Origin of the sequence: Fuerstiella sp., from assembly GCA_022447225.1 — a bacterium.
GTDB lineage: Bacteria > Planctomycetota > Planctomycetia > Planctomycetales > Planctomycetaceae > S139-18.
On sequence record JAKVAZ010000010.1, the window covers coordinates 77,204 to 96,207 of the forward strand.

The 19,004-nt window shown below is 54.3% G+C and carries 14 protein-coding genes; 7 read left to right on the forward strand and 7 right to left on the reverse strand.

Going from position 1 to position 19,004, the window contains the following annotated elements:
* Window positions 1–133: 133 nt before the first annotated feature.
* Complete coding sequence (locus MK110_12390; GenBank protein MCH2212094.1) at window positions 134–1,078, forward strand: ornithine cyclodeaminase family protein; 945 nt, start codon at window positions 134–136, stop codon at window positions 1,076–1,078.
* A complete protein-coding gene (locus MK110_12395; protein MCH2212095.1) occupies window positions 1,075–1,281 on the forward strand; it encodes a hypothetical protein in 207 nt (68 codons plus the stop codon). Before MK110_12390 ends, MK110_12395 begins: the two co-directional genes overlap by 4 nt.
* Window position 1,282: 1 nt before the next feature.
* On the opposite strand, the gene MK110_12400 is transcribed toward MK110_12395, so the two are convergent.
* The 5 genes from MK110_12400 to MK110_12420 form a co-directional block, all read right to left on the reverse strand.
* Window positions 1,283–2,116 (reverse strand): SDR family oxidoreductase, encoded by an 834-nt coding sequence (locus MK110_12400; protein MCH2212096.1) that lies wholly within the window; start codon window positions 2,114–2,116, stop codon window positions 1,283–1,285.
* Window positions 2,113–2,874, reverse strand: a complete 762-nt coding sequence (locus MK110_12405; protein ID MCH2212097.1) for an aldolase/citrate lyase family protein — start codon at window positions 2,872–2,874, stop codon at window positions 2,113–2,115. Before MK110_12405 ends, MK110_12400 begins: the two co-directional genes overlap by 4 nt.
* Window positions 2,875–3,651, reverse strand: coding sequence for a 3-oxoacyl-ACP reductase FabG (locus MK110_12410; GenBank protein MCH2212098.1), 777 nt, complete (start codon window positions 3,649–3,651; stop codon window positions 2,875–2,877).
* A gap of 109 nt (window positions 3,652–3,760) precedes the next feature.
* Window positions 3,761–4,921: a Gfo/Idh/MocA family oxidoreductase gene (locus MK110_12415; protein ID MCH2212099.1), complete on the reverse strand. Its 1,161-nt coding sequence runs from the start codon at window positions 4,919–4,921 to the stop codon at window positions 3,761–3,763.
* 147 nt (window positions 4,922–5,068) lie between these two features.
* The gene (locus MK110_12420) at window positions 5,069–6,118 is read right to left on the reverse strand and encodes a sugar phosphate isomerase/epimerase (GenBank protein ID MCH2212100.1); all 1,050 of its coding nucleotides are present in this window, start codon (window positions 6,116–6,118) and stop codon (window positions 5,069–5,071) included.
* 246 nt (window positions 6,119–6,364) lie between these two features.
* On the opposite strand from MK110_12420, the gene MK110_12425 reads away from it, so the two are divergent.
* From MK110_12425 to MK110_12445, 5 genes are all read left to right on the forward strand, one after another.
* On the forward strand, window positions 6,365–6,619 hold the full coding sequence (locus tag MK110_12425; protein ID MCH2212101.1) for a hypothetical protein: 255 nt from the start codon (window positions 6,365–6,367) through the stop codon (window positions 6,617–6,619).
* Window positions 6,620–6,944: 325 nt separating this feature from the next.
* The gene (locus MK110_12430) at window positions 6,945–9,581 is read left to right on the forward strand and encodes a DUF1553 domain-containing protein (GenBank protein ID MCH2212102.1); all 2,637 of its coding nucleotides are present in this window, start codon (window positions 6,945–6,947) and stop codon (window positions 9,579–9,581) included.
* Window positions 9,582–9,615: 34 nt separating this feature from the next.
* Window positions 9,616–11,067: a DUF1501 domain-containing protein gene (locus MK110_12435; protein MCH2212103.1), complete on the forward strand. Its 1,452-nt coding sequence runs from the start codon at window positions 9,616–9,618 to the stop codon at window positions 11,065–11,067.
* A 51-nt stretch (window positions 11,068–11,118) separates the two neighbouring features.
* Window positions 11,119–14,091, forward strand: coding sequence for a DUF1553 domain-containing protein (locus tag MK110_12440; GenBank protein ID MCH2212104.1), 2,973 nt, complete (start codon window positions 11,119–11,121; stop codon window positions 14,089–14,091).
* An 85-nt stretch (window positions 14,092–14,176) separates the two neighbouring features.
* Window positions 14,177–15,664, forward strand: a complete 1,488-nt coding sequence (locus tag MK110_12445) for a DUF1501 domain-containing protein (GenBank protein ID MCH2212105.1) — start codon at window positions 14,177–14,179, stop codon at window positions 15,662–15,664.
* 401 nt (window positions 15,665–16,065) lie between these two features.
* Here the strand turns inward: MK110_12445 and MK110_12450 are convergent, their stop codons facing one another.
* Both MK110_12450 and MK110_12455 read right to left on the reverse strand, forming a co-directional pair.
* Window positions 16,066–17,187, reverse strand: coding sequence for a DUF1559 domain-containing protein (locus MK110_12450; protein MCH2212106.1), 1,122 nt, complete (start codon window positions 17,185–17,187; stop codon window positions 16,066–16,068).
* Window positions 17,188–17,238: 51 nt separating this feature from the next.
* On the reverse strand, window positions 17,239–18,912 hold the full coding sequence (locus MK110_12455) for a hypothetical protein (GenBank protein ID MCH2212107.1): 1,674 nt from the start codon (window positions 18,910–18,912) through the stop codon (window positions 17,239–17,241).
* Window positions 18,913–19,004 lie beyond the last annotated feature (92 nt).

Genomic DNA, 19,004 nt, shown 5'->3' on the forward strand with positions numbered 1-19,004 from the left:
TCAGTCCCGTTGCATCGGGTGTGCAGGAATCGCCTGACAGGGCATCCCGCCATGTACGTATACCTGTTGCAATCTTCGGAGGGGCAGTGACTGTCTCAGCACCAGGGGGTGTGATCAGCAAAAAGGGGATTCAATGAGCTGTTTGTTAATTAATGACGATGATATTTCCCGAAACCTGACCATGTCGCAGGCAGTGACCTGCATGGAAGAGACTTTTCGGCTGCATGCGGCGGGCGCGTTGATCGCTCCGGCACGCTCCGTTTCTAATATGGGCGAAGCGGGGAAACTTGTGTTTACTGTTGGGGGCTCTACCGGCGGAGGGGCGCTGGTCGGTTTTCGAGCCTATGACATGAAACATTTCAAATCACCCGGGCGCGATGAACTGGTAGCGGTTTTCTGCGGCAGCACCGGTTCAATCAGGGCGGTCGTTGCGGGGACTCAACTGGGCCCGATTCGTACCGGCGCCATCGGTGGTGTGGCCGTCAAATATTTGTCACACCCGGATTCCAAAGTACTGGGGCTCATCGGAACCGGTCCCCAGGGACGTACTCAGTTACTGGCTGCTGCGGCAGTTCGACAGTTTGAAAAGATTCGGGTATTCAGTCGCAATCCACAGCGCTGTGCTGAATTTGCTGCGCAAATGACCAGGGAGTCAGGTCAACCGGTGCAGGCAGCGGGCTCTGCGCGTGATGCCGTCGAAGACGCGGATGTGCTGATTTGTGCTACGGTGAGTCCCACTCCGGTGATTCAGGCCGACTGGCTCAAGCCGGGAGTCCACATCAATAACATTGGCCCAAAGTTCAAAAACAACCACGAATTTGACCTGCATGTCGCCGAACGGGCAGCCCGGCTGATAACCGACACGCTGGCCCAGGTTGATGATTACGGCGACGAGTTTATTACAGCGCAAAGCCCGCTGCACAACAGCCTGCAGGAACTTGCACCGTTCGTGGCCGGAACCGAATCCATCGATCGCTCCCCGGAAGAAATTACGTTGTTCTATTCACTGGGCCTTGCCGGAACGGAGGTGACGCTGGCGGCTTTGGTCGCAGAACGAATGACAACACAGGTTTCATGAGACAATTGATTGATTCAGGACGTGCTGTGAAGCCTGTAAAGGGCCGCACCGACTTCACGACCAATGAAACCGAGTACTCGCTGATCGCTATCGAAGTCGTTACTGACTTCGCACTTAAAATCAGGGATTACAGTCAGCCAAAGGAAGCACAACTCTCTGAGCTCAACTGTGTTCGGACTGCAACAGTCCTGTCCAGGGCGTGAATCAGGTCTTCTGCCTTTTCGGGGGAGCAGCGGCGACACCTTCCAGACCACCGCTCACACGCAGGACTTCTCCGGTGATCCATGCCGACGCGGGGCTGCACAGAAACGCGACACCGTTTGCGATATCTGCAGCTTCTCCCCAGCGTCCCAGCGGAACAGCTTTTTCAATCCGATTGACCATTTCATCCATGGAAATGTTCAGACTCTGGCGGCGCTGATCCATGACAGACTTATTGAAGTCTGTGTACACAGGGCCGGGACAAACCGCATTGACGCGGACACCATAGGCTGCCAGTTCCAGTGACAGCGTGCGCGTCAGCATAATGACGGCCGCTTTGGCCACGTTGTACGCCGCGACCAGTGCCGCGGGATTCTGCCCGTTGATCGATGAAATATTGACGATGGATCCGGACTCCTGCCGCTCCATGATGGTCCCGGCCGCACGACAGCAGTAAAACGTTCCGTTCAGAGTAATGTTCATGACGCGGTGCCACTCTTCATCGCTCAGATCGACTGTCGGCGTCACCGTCTGTCCGACTCCCGCATTGTTGACAAGGACGTCCAGGCTTCCGTGCTGTTCGACCACTTTGTCGAAGAACGCTGTGACTTCGGTGCTGTTGGCGACATCGAGTGCTGCCGGGTGAACACTGAGTCCGTCCTGCCGGAGACGATCAGCTTCGGTCTGCACTTTGTCCTGCTGCAGATCCGCCATCACAACAGTGGCGCCATCGCGGGCCAGTCGTTCTGACATCGCGAGTCCGAGTCCCTGAGCCGCTCCGGTCACGACAGCGATCCGGCCGTCAAGATTAGTCCTGTCCGCTGGTTGATTACTCATGCTCTGACATCCTCAATAAACTGTCTGGAATTCTTCGCCATATGAGCAATGGCGTGTGTTGCCAGGTAACGCACCCCCAGGTCGGTATATCGTCGGGCCGCGTCCACATCCGCCGCAATACAGCCGGCGATTTTCCCGGCGGCTACAATACGTTTGATGCAGTCTTCAACACAGTTGACGACTTTGGGGTCTTTGGCTTTTCCCGGGACTCCCAGACTGTTAGACAGATCGACCGGGCCGACGTAGTACACGTCGATTCCCTCGACTTCCAAAAGTTGATCCAGATTATTGGCTGCATCGATGTGTTCAATATGGGCGATTACCATCGTTTCGCGATTGGCGGCAGCCGTGTATTCCGGCATGGAACCTTTAAGTCCGTATCCGGATGCTCTGACCCCGGCCAGTCCTCGATGTCCCTGGGGGCCGTATTTCGAACTGGCGACCATGTCTTTTGCTTCATCAACCTGGCTGATTTCCGGCACGTGAATGCCCAGTGCACCAACGTCCAGGGCTCGGAGAATCAAATGACCCGTATTATGGGATACACGGATGATGGGTGTGACTTCTGCGTATTCCGCGGCACGCACCATGTCTTCAGCCATACCAATATCGACCGGTCCGTGTTCCATATCGATCACCACGAAATCAAAGCCGAGCAGACCAACAATCTCGGTTAACCTTGCGGATGGCACATACACGAAGCTGCCGATCACGAGTTCGCCGGCCTCAAGTTTTCGTTTTGTCGTATTAACGTTCATTCAGTTGTCTTTCTCATATTCATAAAACCAGGGAACCTGCGAGAACATGCCGCCATCGACGTAGAGAGTCTGTCCGGTGACGAAAGTTGATTTTTCTCCCGCCAGGAACACGACCGCGTGAGCCACATCGCTGACGTTTCCCACACGTCCCATGGGGGTGCGAGAACCCCACTCTCCGGCGTAGTCAGGGTCTTCCAGGCTGGTTCTCTCAATTTCAATGGCACCAGGTGCCACGCAGTTGACCGTGATCCCGTAACGGCCAAGCTCAACAGCACTGACAGTCGTAAATGTTTCGATTCCACCCTTGGAAGCACAATAGTCGCTCAACATGGGGAAGGGGGCTTTGTTGGCCGCCGAACCAATGTTGATAATGCGTCCACCGCGGTTTTGCATCAACTGTCCGGCCTGTTGCGTACACAGAAATGTGCCTTTCAGATTGGTGCGGATTGTACGGTCCCAGTCTTCTTCCTTTAGATCGAGCATCGCTTTCCATGTCTGAACACCGGCGTTGTTTACCAGCAGATCGATTGTCCCGGCCTGCTCGATAAATCGTTCGAACATCAGCGAAACCTGATCACTGAAGCCAATATCCGCCTGCAGCAGCCACGCGTCGCGGCCGGTCTCGCGGACAGCGTTTGCGGTTTCTTCAGCGCCGGATTCATCCCGACAATAATTGACTCCAACGTTCCAGCCGTCTTTGGCAAGGTCGACAGCGATTCCGCGTCCGACACCCTTGCTGGCACCTGTCACGAGGGCATTCCTCGTTTGTGTGCTCATTGACTCTCCTTTTGGTGCAGGCTTTTAAAGAATTACGCGTACTCAACCGTTATTCCGGCTCTCGGACTGCGGATGAGGAACTGGTGGACCGACGTTGACGCTAACGACTTTACATCGAAACCCAACTCGAATTATTGTCGGCTGACTCCACGGCGGAATAGATAAACTGCATTCCGCGAAGGCCATCGTTCACGGTGGGAAAATCGTATTCTTCGGTCTTCATCGGATTCCCGTCGAGATGTCGTCTGACCGCTTCCGCCACTCCAACATAGATATTAGCAAAGGCTTCCAGATAGCCTTCCGGGTGTCCGGTCGGGATGCGAGTCGCTGCTCCTGCCACGTCGGACAGATAGCCCTGCCCGCGTGTCAGCGTCTGCCGTGGTTCCCCGTATTTGTAAACTTCAAGATAATTCGGATTTTCCTGGGCCCACTTAATCGCGCCTTCAGAACCGTAGACACGAAGCGTCAAACCATTTTCTTCACCGGTGGCCACCTGGCTGATGCACAGGACACCTTTGCCTCCTCCCTGGAAGCGGAGAAGCGCGTTGACATCTTCGTCCAGAACACGATCAGGCAGAAATGTGCTTTTGTCTGCACATAACTCGGAGACCGGATCTTCTGTGACATACTCCAGCAGGTTGACGCAGTGCGTTCCCACGTCTCCCAGTGTTCCTCCGATTCCTGATCGCTTGGGGTCCACACGCCACTCGGCCTGCTTCTGGCCCAGTTTCTCATGAGGCACCATGAGAAAATCCTGCAGATACTCAACGATGGCTTTGCGCACCGTGCCGATCTCACCGGACCGAACCATGTGTCGGGCATGTCGAATCAGCGGATGTCCGGTGTAATTGTGAGTCAGCGCGAAGATCAGTCCCGATTTTTCCACCAGTTCGACGAGCTCTTTTGCTTCGTCGAGCGTATGCGTCATGGGTTTATCACATACCACGTGAAAGCCTGCGTCAAGAAACGCCTTTGCGATCGAGAAGTGCGAGGAATTTGGCGTAACAATACTCACAAAATCGATGCGGTCGTCGCTGGATCGCTGAGCCTCCGCTGTTGCCATCTGCTGGTACGTGTCGTAACAGCGGTCCGGATCCAGATAGAGTTGTTTTCCGGTGGTCCTGGTATTCTCCGGGTCCTGAGAGAAACTTCCGGCTACGAGTTCAATCTGACCATCAAGGGCGGCGACCAAACGATGGACACCGCCGATGAAAGCTCCCTGACCGCCGCCAACCATGCCCATTCGTAGTTTACGTTTCCAGGAATCCATTTTCTGTCTCCTCTGTTGTTTATTGTTCTTTGTTTGGAGCGTACTCAAAGAGCTGAACGCGGCAGCACCAATCCCTCAGGCAAACACGCCGTTCCAGACCGGAAAGCCAGGGCTAACGGCTAAAGCCTGTGCCACAGGTTAGGTGACTCAGCCAAATCCAAGAATCCGGCGGTTGGCTTCAACATCGACACCGCTGGCCGCGAAGTCGTCAAATGCAACATCGGACGTTTCGATGAGGTGTCTGGAAATAAACGGTGCACCTTCGGCGGCCCCCTGTTCCGGACTCTTGACCGCACATTCCCACTCCAGTACGGCCCACCCCGAATAACCTGCTTCGGTGAGCAGTGTAAAAACGCTGGTGAAATCTACCTGACCGTCACCCAGAGAACGGAACCGTCCGGCTCGACCGGCCCAGGACTGGTACCCGCCGTAAACACCGACGCGACCGCTGGGACGGAACTCAGCATCTTTCACGTGGAAACCTCTGATGCGGTCTTTGAAGATCCGAATGAATTCAAGATAGTCCAGTTGCTGCAGCAGGAAATGGCTGGGGTCATAGTTGATGCAGGCGGCAGGATGGTCGTCCGTATGTTCGAGAAACATTTCGAAGGTGGCACCATCGTACAAATCTGAGCCCGGATGAAGTTCGTAGCCGAACGCCTTGCCCCGTTCCTGTGCATAGTCCAGCAGCGGTCTCCAGCGACGCGCCAGTTCTTTGAAAGCTTCGTCAATGACGCCCTCCGGCCGTTGAGGCCATGGATACGCCATGTGCCAGGCTAAGCCACCGGACAACGTCGGGATCAGGTCTATGCCCAGATGCACGGACGCGTCAACACATTTCCGAAGTTGATCGGCGGCCCACTCGGTTCTTTCATTGCCACGAAGACCGTCGGGATGGAAGCCTTCGAACATGATTTCGTAGGCAGGGTGGATCGCCATCACCTGACCGGAAAGATAAGCCCCCAGTTCGGTCGGCACCAAGCCCATCTCACTGAGTTGGCCCCGATAGTCATCGCAATACGTTTTGGATTCGGCCGCAGTATCCCGATCAAAGACTCGAGTGTCCCACGCCGGAATCTGCACGCCCTTGTAGCCGAGTCCGGCCACCCATTTTCCGATATTTTCCAGATTATTGTAGGGCTCTTCGTCTCTTAGAAACTGAGCAAGAAATATCGCCGGACCTTTGATGCCTGGCATAGAACGCTCCCCGTGGTCCAATTCTGGTATTGAAAACCAACCCGCATCAGGCACATCGAGAATGATCAAATCGATTTATTGCCGGACACAACGGATCTGGCCTGCGCGATGCTCACCACCAGTGATGAACACGTCGACTCCTGGTGGCTACGATGACAGTGTATTTGAGACGTAATTGCATTGATTCGCAAGCGGATTCACTCACTGTCAGCTGTGGAACACAATTCAGTCAATCAAAACGTATTCTTGGTTCGCTCGATCTGTTTCATCAATCTACAGGAAGAAATGGGACTGGATCTCATCAGAACGATTGAGATTCCACGGACTGAAGGCAGAAAACTTATCAGTGACTGTTGGCTTTTCCTGCGGGAAAAAGAGATCACACGGTCAGTTCGGTTTCCCGAATCTGTTCTGCTTGCCACGATGGCAGTCACAGGGAATCACAAACAATTTGAAAAGTCCCTGGCAATTGTGCCCGAAGGTCTCGACATCGTCCGTTAAATCCGGTGCAAGTCTCATGGCTGCCATCTCGGCGAACCTGTTTCGGTCGAAATACGTCGACTTCCTGCGAGATTACGGGGGGGTAACACAAGGTATATCAGTGTTTTGACACCGACCGACCTGCAATTTCCAGCCAGCTGTTTCGTCTCAGTCCGACTCCAGTTAGAATTGTGAGTTCAGTCGACCTGTTCATATTGAGTCAGATTATCAAAGAGACCAGTGGAAGTTCCGAGGTGCCGCCGCGCAGTCCTCCGCATGGTCTGAGGCAATTCCGCGTTAGAATCGGGTGAGACTTGCAGCAGGGATAGAGGATAAATTTGTGGCTATGACTGTCTCCGTCTCAAAAACTGTCTTTGTGGCAGCAGCGATTGTTGTATTGGCATCGACCAGAGCAATCGAAGCTGAAAATATGGATAGTGAACAAGCAGTTACGTCACATGATGTGATTCCCGTTTTACTGTTGCGCTGCGCAACCTGTCACGGACGCCAGCATCAGGATGGCGGACTGGACCTGCGCACCAGGGCCCTGATTCTGAAGGGAGGTAAGTCCGGTCCGGCTATCGTTCCCGGGGAACCGGAGAACAGTCTGATGTTGAAGAGAATCCATGCGGAAGAAATGCCTCCGCGCAAACGTCTGATTGAAGCCAGTGTGAAACCTATGGAACCAGACGAGATTCGGCGGCTAACGGCCTGGATCAGGGCCGGAGCACCGGATGGCGAAAAACTTTCACTGGACTCTGAAGTGGAACCTCTGGTCACCGATGAAGATCGAGAGTTTTGGGCGTTTCAGCCACCTGGTGAAATTACGGCGCCGGATGTCCAGCATCCTGACCTCGTCCGGAACGCTGTTGACGCATTTATTCTTGAGAAGCTGGAAGCGAAAGGACTGAGTCTGTCTCCGGTGGCTGATCGAAGAACTTTAATTCGACGAGCCGCGTTTGATCTGACCGGTCTGCCCCCGGAACCGGATCTGATGGATGCGTTTTTGACGGATACTCGTCCAGGTGCCTGGGAACGATTAATTGAATCACTGCTTTCCTCGCGACGATACGGAGAACGCTGGGGAGGCTACTGGCTTGATCGGGCAGGCTATGCGGACACCGAGGGCGAGCGTGAACAGGACATCCTCCGGCCATATGCATACCGCTATCGCGATTATGTGATCCGTGCGTTCAACGCAGACAAACCGTATGACCGTTTCCTGCTCGAACAGCTCGCCGGTGACGAACTTGCCGACTATGAAAATGCCGAAGAAATCACGCCTGAGATCTATGACAATCTTGTGGCGACAGGGTTTCTCAGAATGGTTCCGGATCCCACCTGGTTCAACGTCACTGGTTTTGTGCCCAACCGACTGGACGTCGTTGCCGATGCGGTGGATGTCCTTGGATCAGCCGTGATGGGATTGACGATTAAATGCGCTCGCTGTCACGAACACATGTTCGATCCGATTCCTCAGGAGGATTACTATTCTCTGACGGCCGTCTTTAAAGGAGCGTATGATGAGCACGACTGGTTGAAACCGAATGCGGACGACCTGCTCAAATCCATCAACAAGGGAAGGCACTCGTTCCGGAATCTGCCTTACGTGCCGGCGGAAGAGCTTCGTCAGTGGCAAGAACGTGACGAGAATTTACAGGCTCAGATCAGTGCCCTGAAGGAAGCCCTGAGCCTGCGCACGGAATCCATTCGGCAGCAGCATCTGGAAGAACAGCTTGCCGAACTGCCGGAATCCTTCCGCAGCGACGTACGGCGAGCTGTGGCAACCGCCGACGATGAACGCGATGAGCACCAGAAGGGGTTGATCGCAAAGTTCGAATCAACGCTCTTTCCGGACGATGAGCAGCTCAAAAAATCCAGTGAGGAATTTAAGAAAGCGGTCGAAGAGGCGAACAAAAAAACCGGCTCACTCAAAAAACAACGTCGTCCAAGACCAATGATTCGTGCACTCTGGGACCGTGGTGAACCCTCTCCCACGTATTTGCTGAACCGAGGCAGTTACCTTCAACCCGGTGACCTGGTGCGGCCCGCCAGCCTTTCTGTGCTGTCCACGAGTAAACTCGACATTAAGCCCCCATGGCCGGGATCGAAAAAAACGGGACGCCGCCTGGCACTGGCAAAGTGGCTGGTGCAGCCCGATCATCCGCTGACGGCGCGTGTGATGGTGAACACGATTTGGAAGCATCACTTCCGGCACGGTCTCGTAAAATCACTGGATAATTTCGGTCTCACCGGCAGCCTTCCTACTCATCCCGAACTCCTGGACTGGCTGGCCAGGGAGTTTGTTAAATGCAACTGGAGTATCAAGGACATGCACCGATTGATCCTGAATTCCAGTACTTACCGACAGTCGTCGCTGGTGAAACCTGAACATGAACGACACGACCTGGATAACGACCTGCTGTCTCGATTTCCAATGAAACGCATGGAGGCTGAGGCACTGTGGGATACCCTGCTGTACATTTCCGGTCGCCTGGACGAGACCCCGTTCGGATTTGCCAATGGAGTCAACGTACGGGCCGACGGTCTGGTAACGGCAATTGGTACAGACAAAGGCTGGCGGCGCAGCATTTATGTCGAGCACAACCGCAAACAAAACATGACGATCCTTGAGTGCTTCGATCTGCCACGCCCAACTCCAAACTGCCTGGAACGAAAACAGTCAACCGTTGCCCCTCAGGCATTGCATCTTTTGAATAATGAGATCATTGACCAGCTGATGCTCTCGTTTGCCGAACGTGTGATAACAAAAGCCGGTGCCGATTCCGGCGAACAAATCAGAGTCTGTTATTCCCTTGCTCTTGGCCGACCGCCGATGCCCGATGAGAACCGGTTCGCAACCGAGACACTCAGTCAGCTGCGGGAAGCGCGGAGTGAAGGAAATTTTGATTCCAATCAACGGGCCGTGGCGGACCTGTGTCATATTCTGATCAACTCGGCTGAATTCATTTACATCGACTAACGCTACCTGGGCTTCTCTCTCTCATGGCATAACAATGACAGTCCAACACCATCACAATTTAGACCGTCGCAGCTTCTTCGATCATGTTGGAAGTGGTTTGTACGGTGCCGCGCTGGCACAACTGCTTGGCGGAGATCTGTTTGCCAACGAGTCAAGCCACAATCGGCGCGTCCATGACCTTCTTCCACAGCAACCGGTCCACGAACCAAAAGCCAGGGCGATGATCCACCTGTTCATGAACGGTGGGCCCAGCCAAATGGATTTATTTGATCCCAAACCGGAACTGACGAAGCGACACGGCGAACCCTATTTCAAAAAAATCGCCGGAGAAGTTGAATTTATCGACTCCGTCGGTGCACTGAAACGCAGCCCCTACAAATTCCGTCAGCATGGCGAATGTGGCATGTCGGTTTCGGAGGTGATGCCTCACCTGGCGCAACAGGTCGACGATATCGCATTGATTCGGTCGATGCACACCACAACATTTGCCCACGAGCATGCTCTGTACAAGATCCATTCCGGCCGTATGTTGTCGGCCTATCCGTCACTCGGTTCCTGGGTGACCTACGGTCTGGGTTCGGAAAATCAGAACCTGCCGGCCTATGTGGTTCTTGATGATCCGGGAGGACTGCCCGTCAACGGAGTTGAAAACTGGCAGGCCGGTTTCCTGCCTCCTGTTTACCAGGGGACTCGGTTTCGCTCGACCGGTTCACCCGTCCTCGATCTTGAACCTGATAAAGAAAAACCGGAGAAAGTTGTCAGGATCCAGCGAGACCTGTTGAACAGACTGGACAATTTTCATCGGGAACAGCGACCAGGACAACCGGTGTTGGACGCGAGGATCGCGAACTACGAACTGGCCGCTCGCATGCAGCTTGAGGCCAATGATACGCTGGATCTCTCTCAGGAGAGTGAAGAGACGCTGGAGATGTATGGCATCAACGATCCGAAGACTGAATCCTACGGGCGTCGTTGTCTGATCGCTCGACGCCTGGTGGAAAGCGGCGTGCGTTTTGTTCAGCTCTATATTAGAAGTCAAATCTGGGACAGTCATCGAAACCTTGCCAGCGGCCTGCGGTCGGCGTGTGAGTTCACCGATAAACCGGTCGCGGCACTCCTGAAAGACCTCAGGCAGCGCGGCCTTATGGACAGCACGCTGGTGGTCTGGGGGGGCGAATTCGGGAGACTGCCAATCGCGCAGCTCGCAGGCAGTAACAGCGAAAAAACATCCGGACGCGACCACAATAAGAATGCCATGGTGACCTGGTTCGCCGGTGCCGGGATCAAAGGTGGTACACAGTACGGGACCACCGATGAACTTGGTTTCGCTGCTGAAGAAAACAAAGTGAGTGTGCAGGACTGGCATGCCACTATCCTGCATCTGCTGGGACTGGACCACGAAAAACTTCTCCTGGAACGACTTGGTCTTGAGGAAAAACTGACTCACGTGTTTGAAGCCAGTGTCATTGACGGCATCCTGTCCTGACAACGGGTGCCTGCAGCGTTTCAGGATGTCAGCCGGGGTGCGTGAGTAGCAATGCGTCTCAAAAATTTCAGTTCATTTTCTGCAGCAACGTTGGTTATCGGATTGATCTGTGGTTCTCTATTTGCCGCAGATCAACAGGAGGGCGAATTGTCTCCGGAATTCGAGACCGACGTGTTGCCGATTCTGAACGAAAAATGCACCCGGTGTCACAACCCCAATGAACTTAAGGCCGAACTGGATCTGACGACCGGTGAGGGACTGTTCAATGGTGGCGAATCCGGTCAGGTGATCGAGATCGGAAAGCCGGAAGAAAGCATCCTTGTTGAAATGCTGCATGAGGGCCTGATGCCACCCGAAGGAGAAGGCACCGCACTCACGAACGATGAATTGCACATAATTGAACGGTGGATCGCAGGTGGATCACCGTTCGCGGACGGGACCCGACCTGAAGACTTTCTCGACCGTATGCAGCTGAACCAGCATGATATTCTGCCGATTATGCTGATCCGCTGTACGTCCTGCCACGGCCGACGTGTCCGGAAGGGTGAACTCGATCTCAGAACCCGGGAATCGATGTTGAAGGGTGGAAAATCAGGTCCGGCAATCGTGCTCGGTAAGCCTGAGGAGAGTTTGCTTTTGCAACGGATTCATGCCGGGGAAATGCCTCCGCGTGATCAACTGATTATCGCAGGCGTCCTGCCAATCACCTCATCTGAGGTCGAGCAGATCGCAAACTGGATCAGTCTCGGTGCCCCAACTGTTGATATCGTGCCGGATGTTGCGACGAGTGAACCGGATCGGATGGTCACAGATGAGGATCGTCAGCACTGGTCCTTTCAACCGCTGCCGGCCAGTATTGATGTTCCTCAGTCAAACGGTGCAGGCGATCACCCGATCGATGCATTCGTGATGAGACAACTGCGAACAAACAACCTGTCGTTTAATCCGGCAGCGGACAGGGGAACGTTACTGAGAAGAATGTGCTTTGATCTGACCGGGCTTCCTCCGAAAGTGGAACTGATTGATTCATTTGTTGAAAGTAATGACGCGACGGAATATGAGAGAACCATCGATCGCCTGCTTGATTCTCCCCGTTATGGAGAACGGTGGGGGCGTTTCTGGCTGGACGCTGCCGGCTACTCTGATTCAGAAGGAAAAAGAAGTTCCGATCCTGTCAGAAGGTACGCGTACCGCTACCGCGACTATGTGATCCGCGCATTCAATGAAGACAAACCGTACTCCCGATTTCTATTGGAACAGATTGCAGGTGACGAGCTGGCGGACTATTCCGATCCGAACCGACTGACACCCGAAGTGATTGATAACCTTGTTGCAACCGGGTTCCTGCGAATGGCACCTGACGGGACCGGTTCAGACGTTGTCAACTTTGTCCCTGAACGGATGGAAGTTTTGGCCGACGAAATCGACATCCTGGGATCCACGGTGCTGGGACTCACACTCAAATGTGCCCGCTGCCACAGCCACAAGTATGACCCCCTCCCTCACCGCGACTATTACCGGCTGGTCGCTGTCTTTCAGGGGGCGTTCGATATCCATGACTGGCTCAAGCCCACAAGTGCTGCGGGCCAGTCGGATGGTCACTTCGAGGCTCGTACGCTGGACGTTGCCTTTCCATGGCAGCGGCAGGCCGTCGCAGAACACAATCAGAAATTTCAGCCCCAAATTGACCGTGAAAACGAGCGTTTGAAATCCGCGAAAGCAGCCGCTCAGAAAGAGAAACTTGACACAGAGCTTGCGCGCCTGCCGGAAACAATCCGCGATAAAGTTCGAATTGCTGTGAACACGGCGGAAAAGGACAGGCTTGAGGATCAGAAGCAGCTTGTTGCAGATTACGGATCACGGCTGAAGCTTACGGATGATCAGCTTAAGAACACGCCCACGTATAAAAAGGTGTTCGACGAGGTCAACGCGGCGATTAAGTCGATCAGGGCCGACATGCAGGAAGTGCCTCAGATTCGGGCTTTGTGGGATCGTGGCGAACCCTCCCCAACCTACGTTTTTCGACGCGGTGATTATCAACAGCCCGGACGACTGGTTGGTCCGGGAGTTCCCGCTGTTCTGACCGACGGCAGGACACCGTTTGAGCCGGTCGAGCCGTGGCCCGGGGCTGGAAAAACGGGACGACGACTGGCTTTCGCCAGATGGTTGATCCAACACGATCATCCGCTCACAGCGAGGGTTATGGTGAACCGTATCTGGAAACACCACTTTGGACGCGGCATTGTCGCGTCACTGGACAATTTCGGAAAACTGGGCGACCGACCGACTCATCCGGAACTGCTTGACTGGCTGGCCCGGGAATTCGTCAACAGTGGCTGGAGCGTCAAACACATGCATCGCCTGATCCTGACGTCGCGAACATGGCGGCAGTCGTCAGTCGTCTCAGACGACCACCTTGCTGTCGATCCTGACAACAAATGGATCTCTCGGATGTCCCTGCGCCGAATGGAAGCGGAAGAAATTCGCGACACACTGATTTGTATCGCCGATGCGCTCGATGATACGCCATTTGGCAAACCGGACGAGGTCAGTGTCGCGAGCGACGGTCTGGTCATGGCTGTTCCCCGGAAAGAGAAATACCGCCGAAGCGTCTATCTCCGCCAGCGTCGAAAGGAGATGCCAACGTTTCTGGAGACCTTTGATTTGCCGCAAATGAACCCGGCTTGCCAGATTCGCGCCAATTCCAATGTTGCGCAACAGGCGTTGTACCTGCTGAACAACCAGATGGTGCGGAGTCTGTCCGCTCGTTTTGCGGCAGGTCTTGATGAAACAGCAATGGAGTCGGATTCGAAAATTCAACGCCTGTATCTTGCGGCTTTGTCCCGGCGACCGACTCAGGAAGAACTGGATTTTGGACGCAGAACGCTCGGCGAACTCGAAGAAAAATGGGCTGAATACTCTTCTGAACAAACTGAAGAAAAGAATGGTGATCCTGCACAGGAAGCGCTTCGTGTTTACTGTCACACGATTCTTAATTCCGCCGGATTTCTGTACATTGACTAACCACCCTGTGACCATTGGAGATTCAGGTTTTTGATTTACCTGAACCATGGTGTTCAAGCGGCTGTGAAGCCCTGGGGAGACTGACGTGCTGTTTCAAAATCACGACGCGGCTCAATCGCGGCGGCGGTTCTTTCACCGAGCTGCCCATGGCACGATGGGAGCCGCACTGGCGTACCTTGCCAATCGTGACGCTACCGGACGCGATACGATTTCCGGTGTCGATGGCATTCGACCCGCGACCGACGGTCCTCGGCGGATTTATGACTTCCAGCCGCGCCAGACTCACTTTCCGGCGAAGGCCAAAGCTGTGATCCACCTGTTCATGAACGGTGGGCCAAGTCAGGTCGATCTGTTTGATCCGAAGCCTGAACTGGACCGGCGTCACGGCCAGCCGTATTTCAATGAGATCGCTCAGGATGTGTCATCCCCGGAGTCGGCAGGTGGACTGCTGCGAAGTCCGTTTCAGTTTGATCGGTACGGAGAGAGTGGCGCATGGGTTTCCGATGTGATGCCGCATCTTCAAAAGCATGTCGATAAAATCGCCATTATCCGGTCGATGTACAATTCACACTCGAACCATGAACCCGCATTATTCAAGATCCATTCCGGTCGACTGCTGCCGGGGAGACCTTCCGTCGGCGCATGGATTGCCTACGGTCTGGGAAGTGTCAATCAGAACCTTCCTGCATACGTTGTTCTGGATGACCCGCTTGGACTGCCCGTCAATACGGTGCAAAGCTGGCAGAACGGCTTTCTTCCCCCGGTCTACCAGGGAACTCGCATTCGTTCACAGGGTTCCCCCATCCTGAACCTTCACGCACAGAATGCGGATCCGGATCCGATTGTCCGGATGCAGCGTGACCTGTTGCGCCGAATTGACAACATTCATCGAAAGCAGCGACCCAACAATCTGGAACTGGATGCAAGAATCAGCAGCTACGAGCTCGCTGCCCGAATGCAGCTTGAAGCAGCAGACGTTCTTGATATCAGCCAGGAGTCCCAGGCAACACTGAAAGCATATGGCGTTGGTAACGAGACGACCGATTCCTACGCTCGACGGTGCATTATGGCACGCCGTATGGTCGAACGTGGTGTGAGGTTCGTGCAACTGTACATCAATGGCCAGATCTGGGATAACCATTCGGATATCAGCAATGCGCTTCCGTCGGCCTGTAATCGCACGGACCAGCCCGTGGCCCAGCTGCTTGAGGACCTTCAGCAACGTGGGCTTCTGGACGACGTTCTTGTCGTCTGGGGAGGAGAATTCGGTCGACTTCCGATCGCTCAGGTGAGCGATAAAACCAAGATGAAGGTGGCCGGCCGCGACCACGGTCCACGTGGGTTTTCACTTTGGATGGCCGGCGGGGGAATCAAACCTGGAGTCAGTTACGGTAATACCGACGATCTTGGCTTCGCAGCCGTCGAGAACCCGGTCAGTATTGCTGACTGGCATGCCACAATCCTCCATCAGCTCGGGCTCCACCACGAAGATCTGTTCTTCGAACGAAACGGACTGAAGGAAAAGTTAACCGACACCTTCAAGCCGCGCATCGTCCGGGAGATTCTGGTTTAGGCGGTGGTGCCTAACGGTGGACGGCTCAGTTCGGAGTGCTAACGTCCGGTTCGCGATCTGACGCAGGAAGTTGGGGGACTCACGTCTCCCGCTCACCAGGGTAATTTGGTGGTGTTGCTCACCATTGTGCGTCAATCAGCAATCCGTTGAAGGCCGTTTTTCCTGCTGATTTCTCTACAGCAGCCGTTTCAGACAGCACGCGGTTGCCTGAAACGAGTGGGGGATGACGACTGTTGTTCGAATTTGCGGCCTTTATGTTTACAGATACCGGATCTTCGTATCCGTGATTGGTGTCAGTGCTGAGAACCTCGCTTGGTGTTTCGCAGCCGGAGTGACTCCGCGGTGTGCTGATCAATTTCGGTACCAGTCAACTTTGAGGAACCATCGTGTTAACCCTGAAATCAGAATTCCCCCGTGATTTCTCCTCCGGCACGTGTTCCCACGGCCCGCCAGATATTCAGGTCAATGTTTTCTGAAACGGAACGGACCGAGCCGTCGACGAGAGCTGCCTGCACGATACCGGGGTGGTGACTGCGAGACGTAATCACAGCATAGCTGGCGTTTCCGCTGATGCCCTGGTTGCCTTCCTGCCATGAGTTGTAGTCGCAGTCAAATGTCTGCGAGCCATCGGTACATGGAACGACAGAATTGGGAGTCATGACGGTAGTGAAACCATGATGATGGACGCGTCCGTCAGGCCATTCGGTATGCCCCGTGTTTTTGAACTGGATGCCACTGGCGGCTGCGGCTTCTGCCTCTTCGATTCCGGCCGGCACAGCTGTTGTCGCCGGTCCGCCGTTGCGTCGATACGGTTGCCATGCCTTGACTTCACTGACCAGCAGTGTGTTACTGAACCCGTCGGTGATTGCTGCCGCACTTAGCCCGGCATTCGGGAAGAAGACTCCGTCTCCACCGTTTCCTGTTACCGGGTCATAGACAAACCAGGTGCCAAAATTAAATCCGTAGTTGGTGGGATAAAGAGTAACTTTACCACTCCCAGGATCCCGTGCTTCGTCACTTCGAGGATCTGAGGGACAGACGTAGACAGGAATCTTCAGGCCGTCGATTGCTGTCTGAAAGTCCCAGGCTTCGGTTAGATCCACGGAATTATACAGATTGCTTTGGTCGAGAAACGGCAGGATACGGCCATGCACGCTCCACGAGCCATTGTTTCCGGTTACCGTGATTTCAGGATTGATACAGGCACTGGGTGGCAGTACCAGAGCCACTTCCATGTAGTTGTGAACTGCCAGGGAAATCTGTTTTAGGTTGTTTTTGCATGTCGTTCTTCGGGCAGCTTCCCGAGCCTGCTGCACCGCCGGCAACAGCAGCGACAACAGAATCGCGATGATGGCGATGACCACGAGAAGCTCAATCAGAGTAAATCCTCGCTGTTGTGACCGGTCACCAGTTCGTATTGCATTCCTCAACATACTTGTCAGATAACTTCGGGGAGCTGTCGCGGCAGACAAATAAATTGGAGGTGCGATCGCAGCACCTCTGTTCACTGATGTTATACGCATACTGAAGGATAGTGCACAAATTCCGGCGGACTTGCGACTTCATCCCGCGATTCACCTGTGGCGCACATCAATCAGATCCACTTCTTCAAACTTACCGATACTCATATTTGATCCACCCACTGCGATCAGATGGTTGTCATCCAGCGGCAGCAGCCGGTGAAAGAATCGTGGTGTCAGTCCGGTTGCGACGACGTCCCATCGTGAACCGTCAGATGATAATCGCTGCAGGTGGCCCGTGACTGTCGTCACGTACAGTGATCCGCCGGTTGCAAAAGCGGATGCTCCAAACCCGGTCATCCGGCCGGACGACAGTTCCTGCTCCTGCTTTTGTCCCTCACTTGCTGCGTCTGGCTGTTGAACAAACAGTGAAGGTCCTTCGGACCATTCTCCCGTCGCCGGATCGTACACCGCCACCGCTGTCGTGGGACCGTCTTTTTTTTGCATTCCGCCAATGACATACAGTCGGCCGTGATGAGCCGCCAGGGCAAGAGCCCGTCGCTGAAACGGCGGGTCGGTAATCGCTTCCCACTTCAGGTTTGCCGCGGTCAGATTGAGCTTCCATGCCGTAGTCTGCCATGTGGTATCGCCGTCACCCATCATCCAGCCACCGACAACATAAATGCAGTCGCCAACGACGGCCGCGTCATGGGAAGAACGGCGTTCCGGCAGAGGTGGCAGTTGTTCCCACGTACCGAGGGCCGGGTCAAAACCGGCGACGCAGTCCTGTGAATGCAGATCGTGTTCTTCGCCTTCGGAATTGAGTGCCGTAAAACCGCCAATGCGGTAGAGTTTTCCGCCATGAGTCACCAGAGCAAGACCCTGCAGGTGAGGTCCCGTTGCAATCGTGGACCATTGACCGGTCTTCAGGTCCAGTCGTGTCAGTTCATTGGATTGTTCTTCAGTAGAATAAGAGTGAGCATTCCCGGTATGACCCCCGTACATGTAAATTTGGCTGTTCACAACGGCCGCACCAAAGCTGGTCACCGGTCGCGGCAGGTTTGGGAGCCCGGTCGCCACAGTCGATAAACCAGACTCCGGTATTGAAAGAGCAATGGTGCAGTAGTGTCGGGTTTCCGGATATTTCTTTCCGCTAAGTTCGCCTGCGTTTTTCTGGATATGCCGCACCAGGACAGAGTGGATTCCGGAATCCGTCACCGCAAAAACGGCTTCACCTTTTGGACTGGTGTTGCCTGTAAATTCACCCATACCGGGGCGGGTAACGGTCACCCTTGCACCGGCAGCCGGTTTTTCGTCGAACAGTACTCTCAGTGTCACCGAACCATTGGCAAGTGCGGGATGAATGTCCAGACGCAGGTCATCAGCGGTAACCGCCGTTGTCCACGCAAAATCGGTGACGTCGGGGCCGCCTTTCGCGTAGTATTTAAGTCGAAAGACCTGGTCACCTCGATCCATCACTCCAAAGTCATAGGAAGTAACCACAAGATTGTGCCCCGTGAATTTTGTGGTCCCCTTCAAAGTTGTGTCCGTACGTGCGATTGGCAGGTCGACTGCTGCCGCATTGCCGGACACATTTTGCAGGCGTAAATTGCTTAGCTGCGATAAAAAATCGGTACTGTTGTCGAGAGCGTCCTCACCAAAATAGACGTGAATAACCGACGGCCCATCTGTATCCGTCCTGGGGATCAGCCAGATGAAATGAGCCAGTGTCGTATTGCACATACTTGTGGGGAGTAGTGCTAAAATGACCACGAGAGTTCGGATCATGTTCTTTGTCCTGAATCAAACAGTAACCAGGGAATGCAGCAAACGCATTTTAGCAGATTTGCGAAAACGCAGCCCACTTGCTTTGTCGTCTG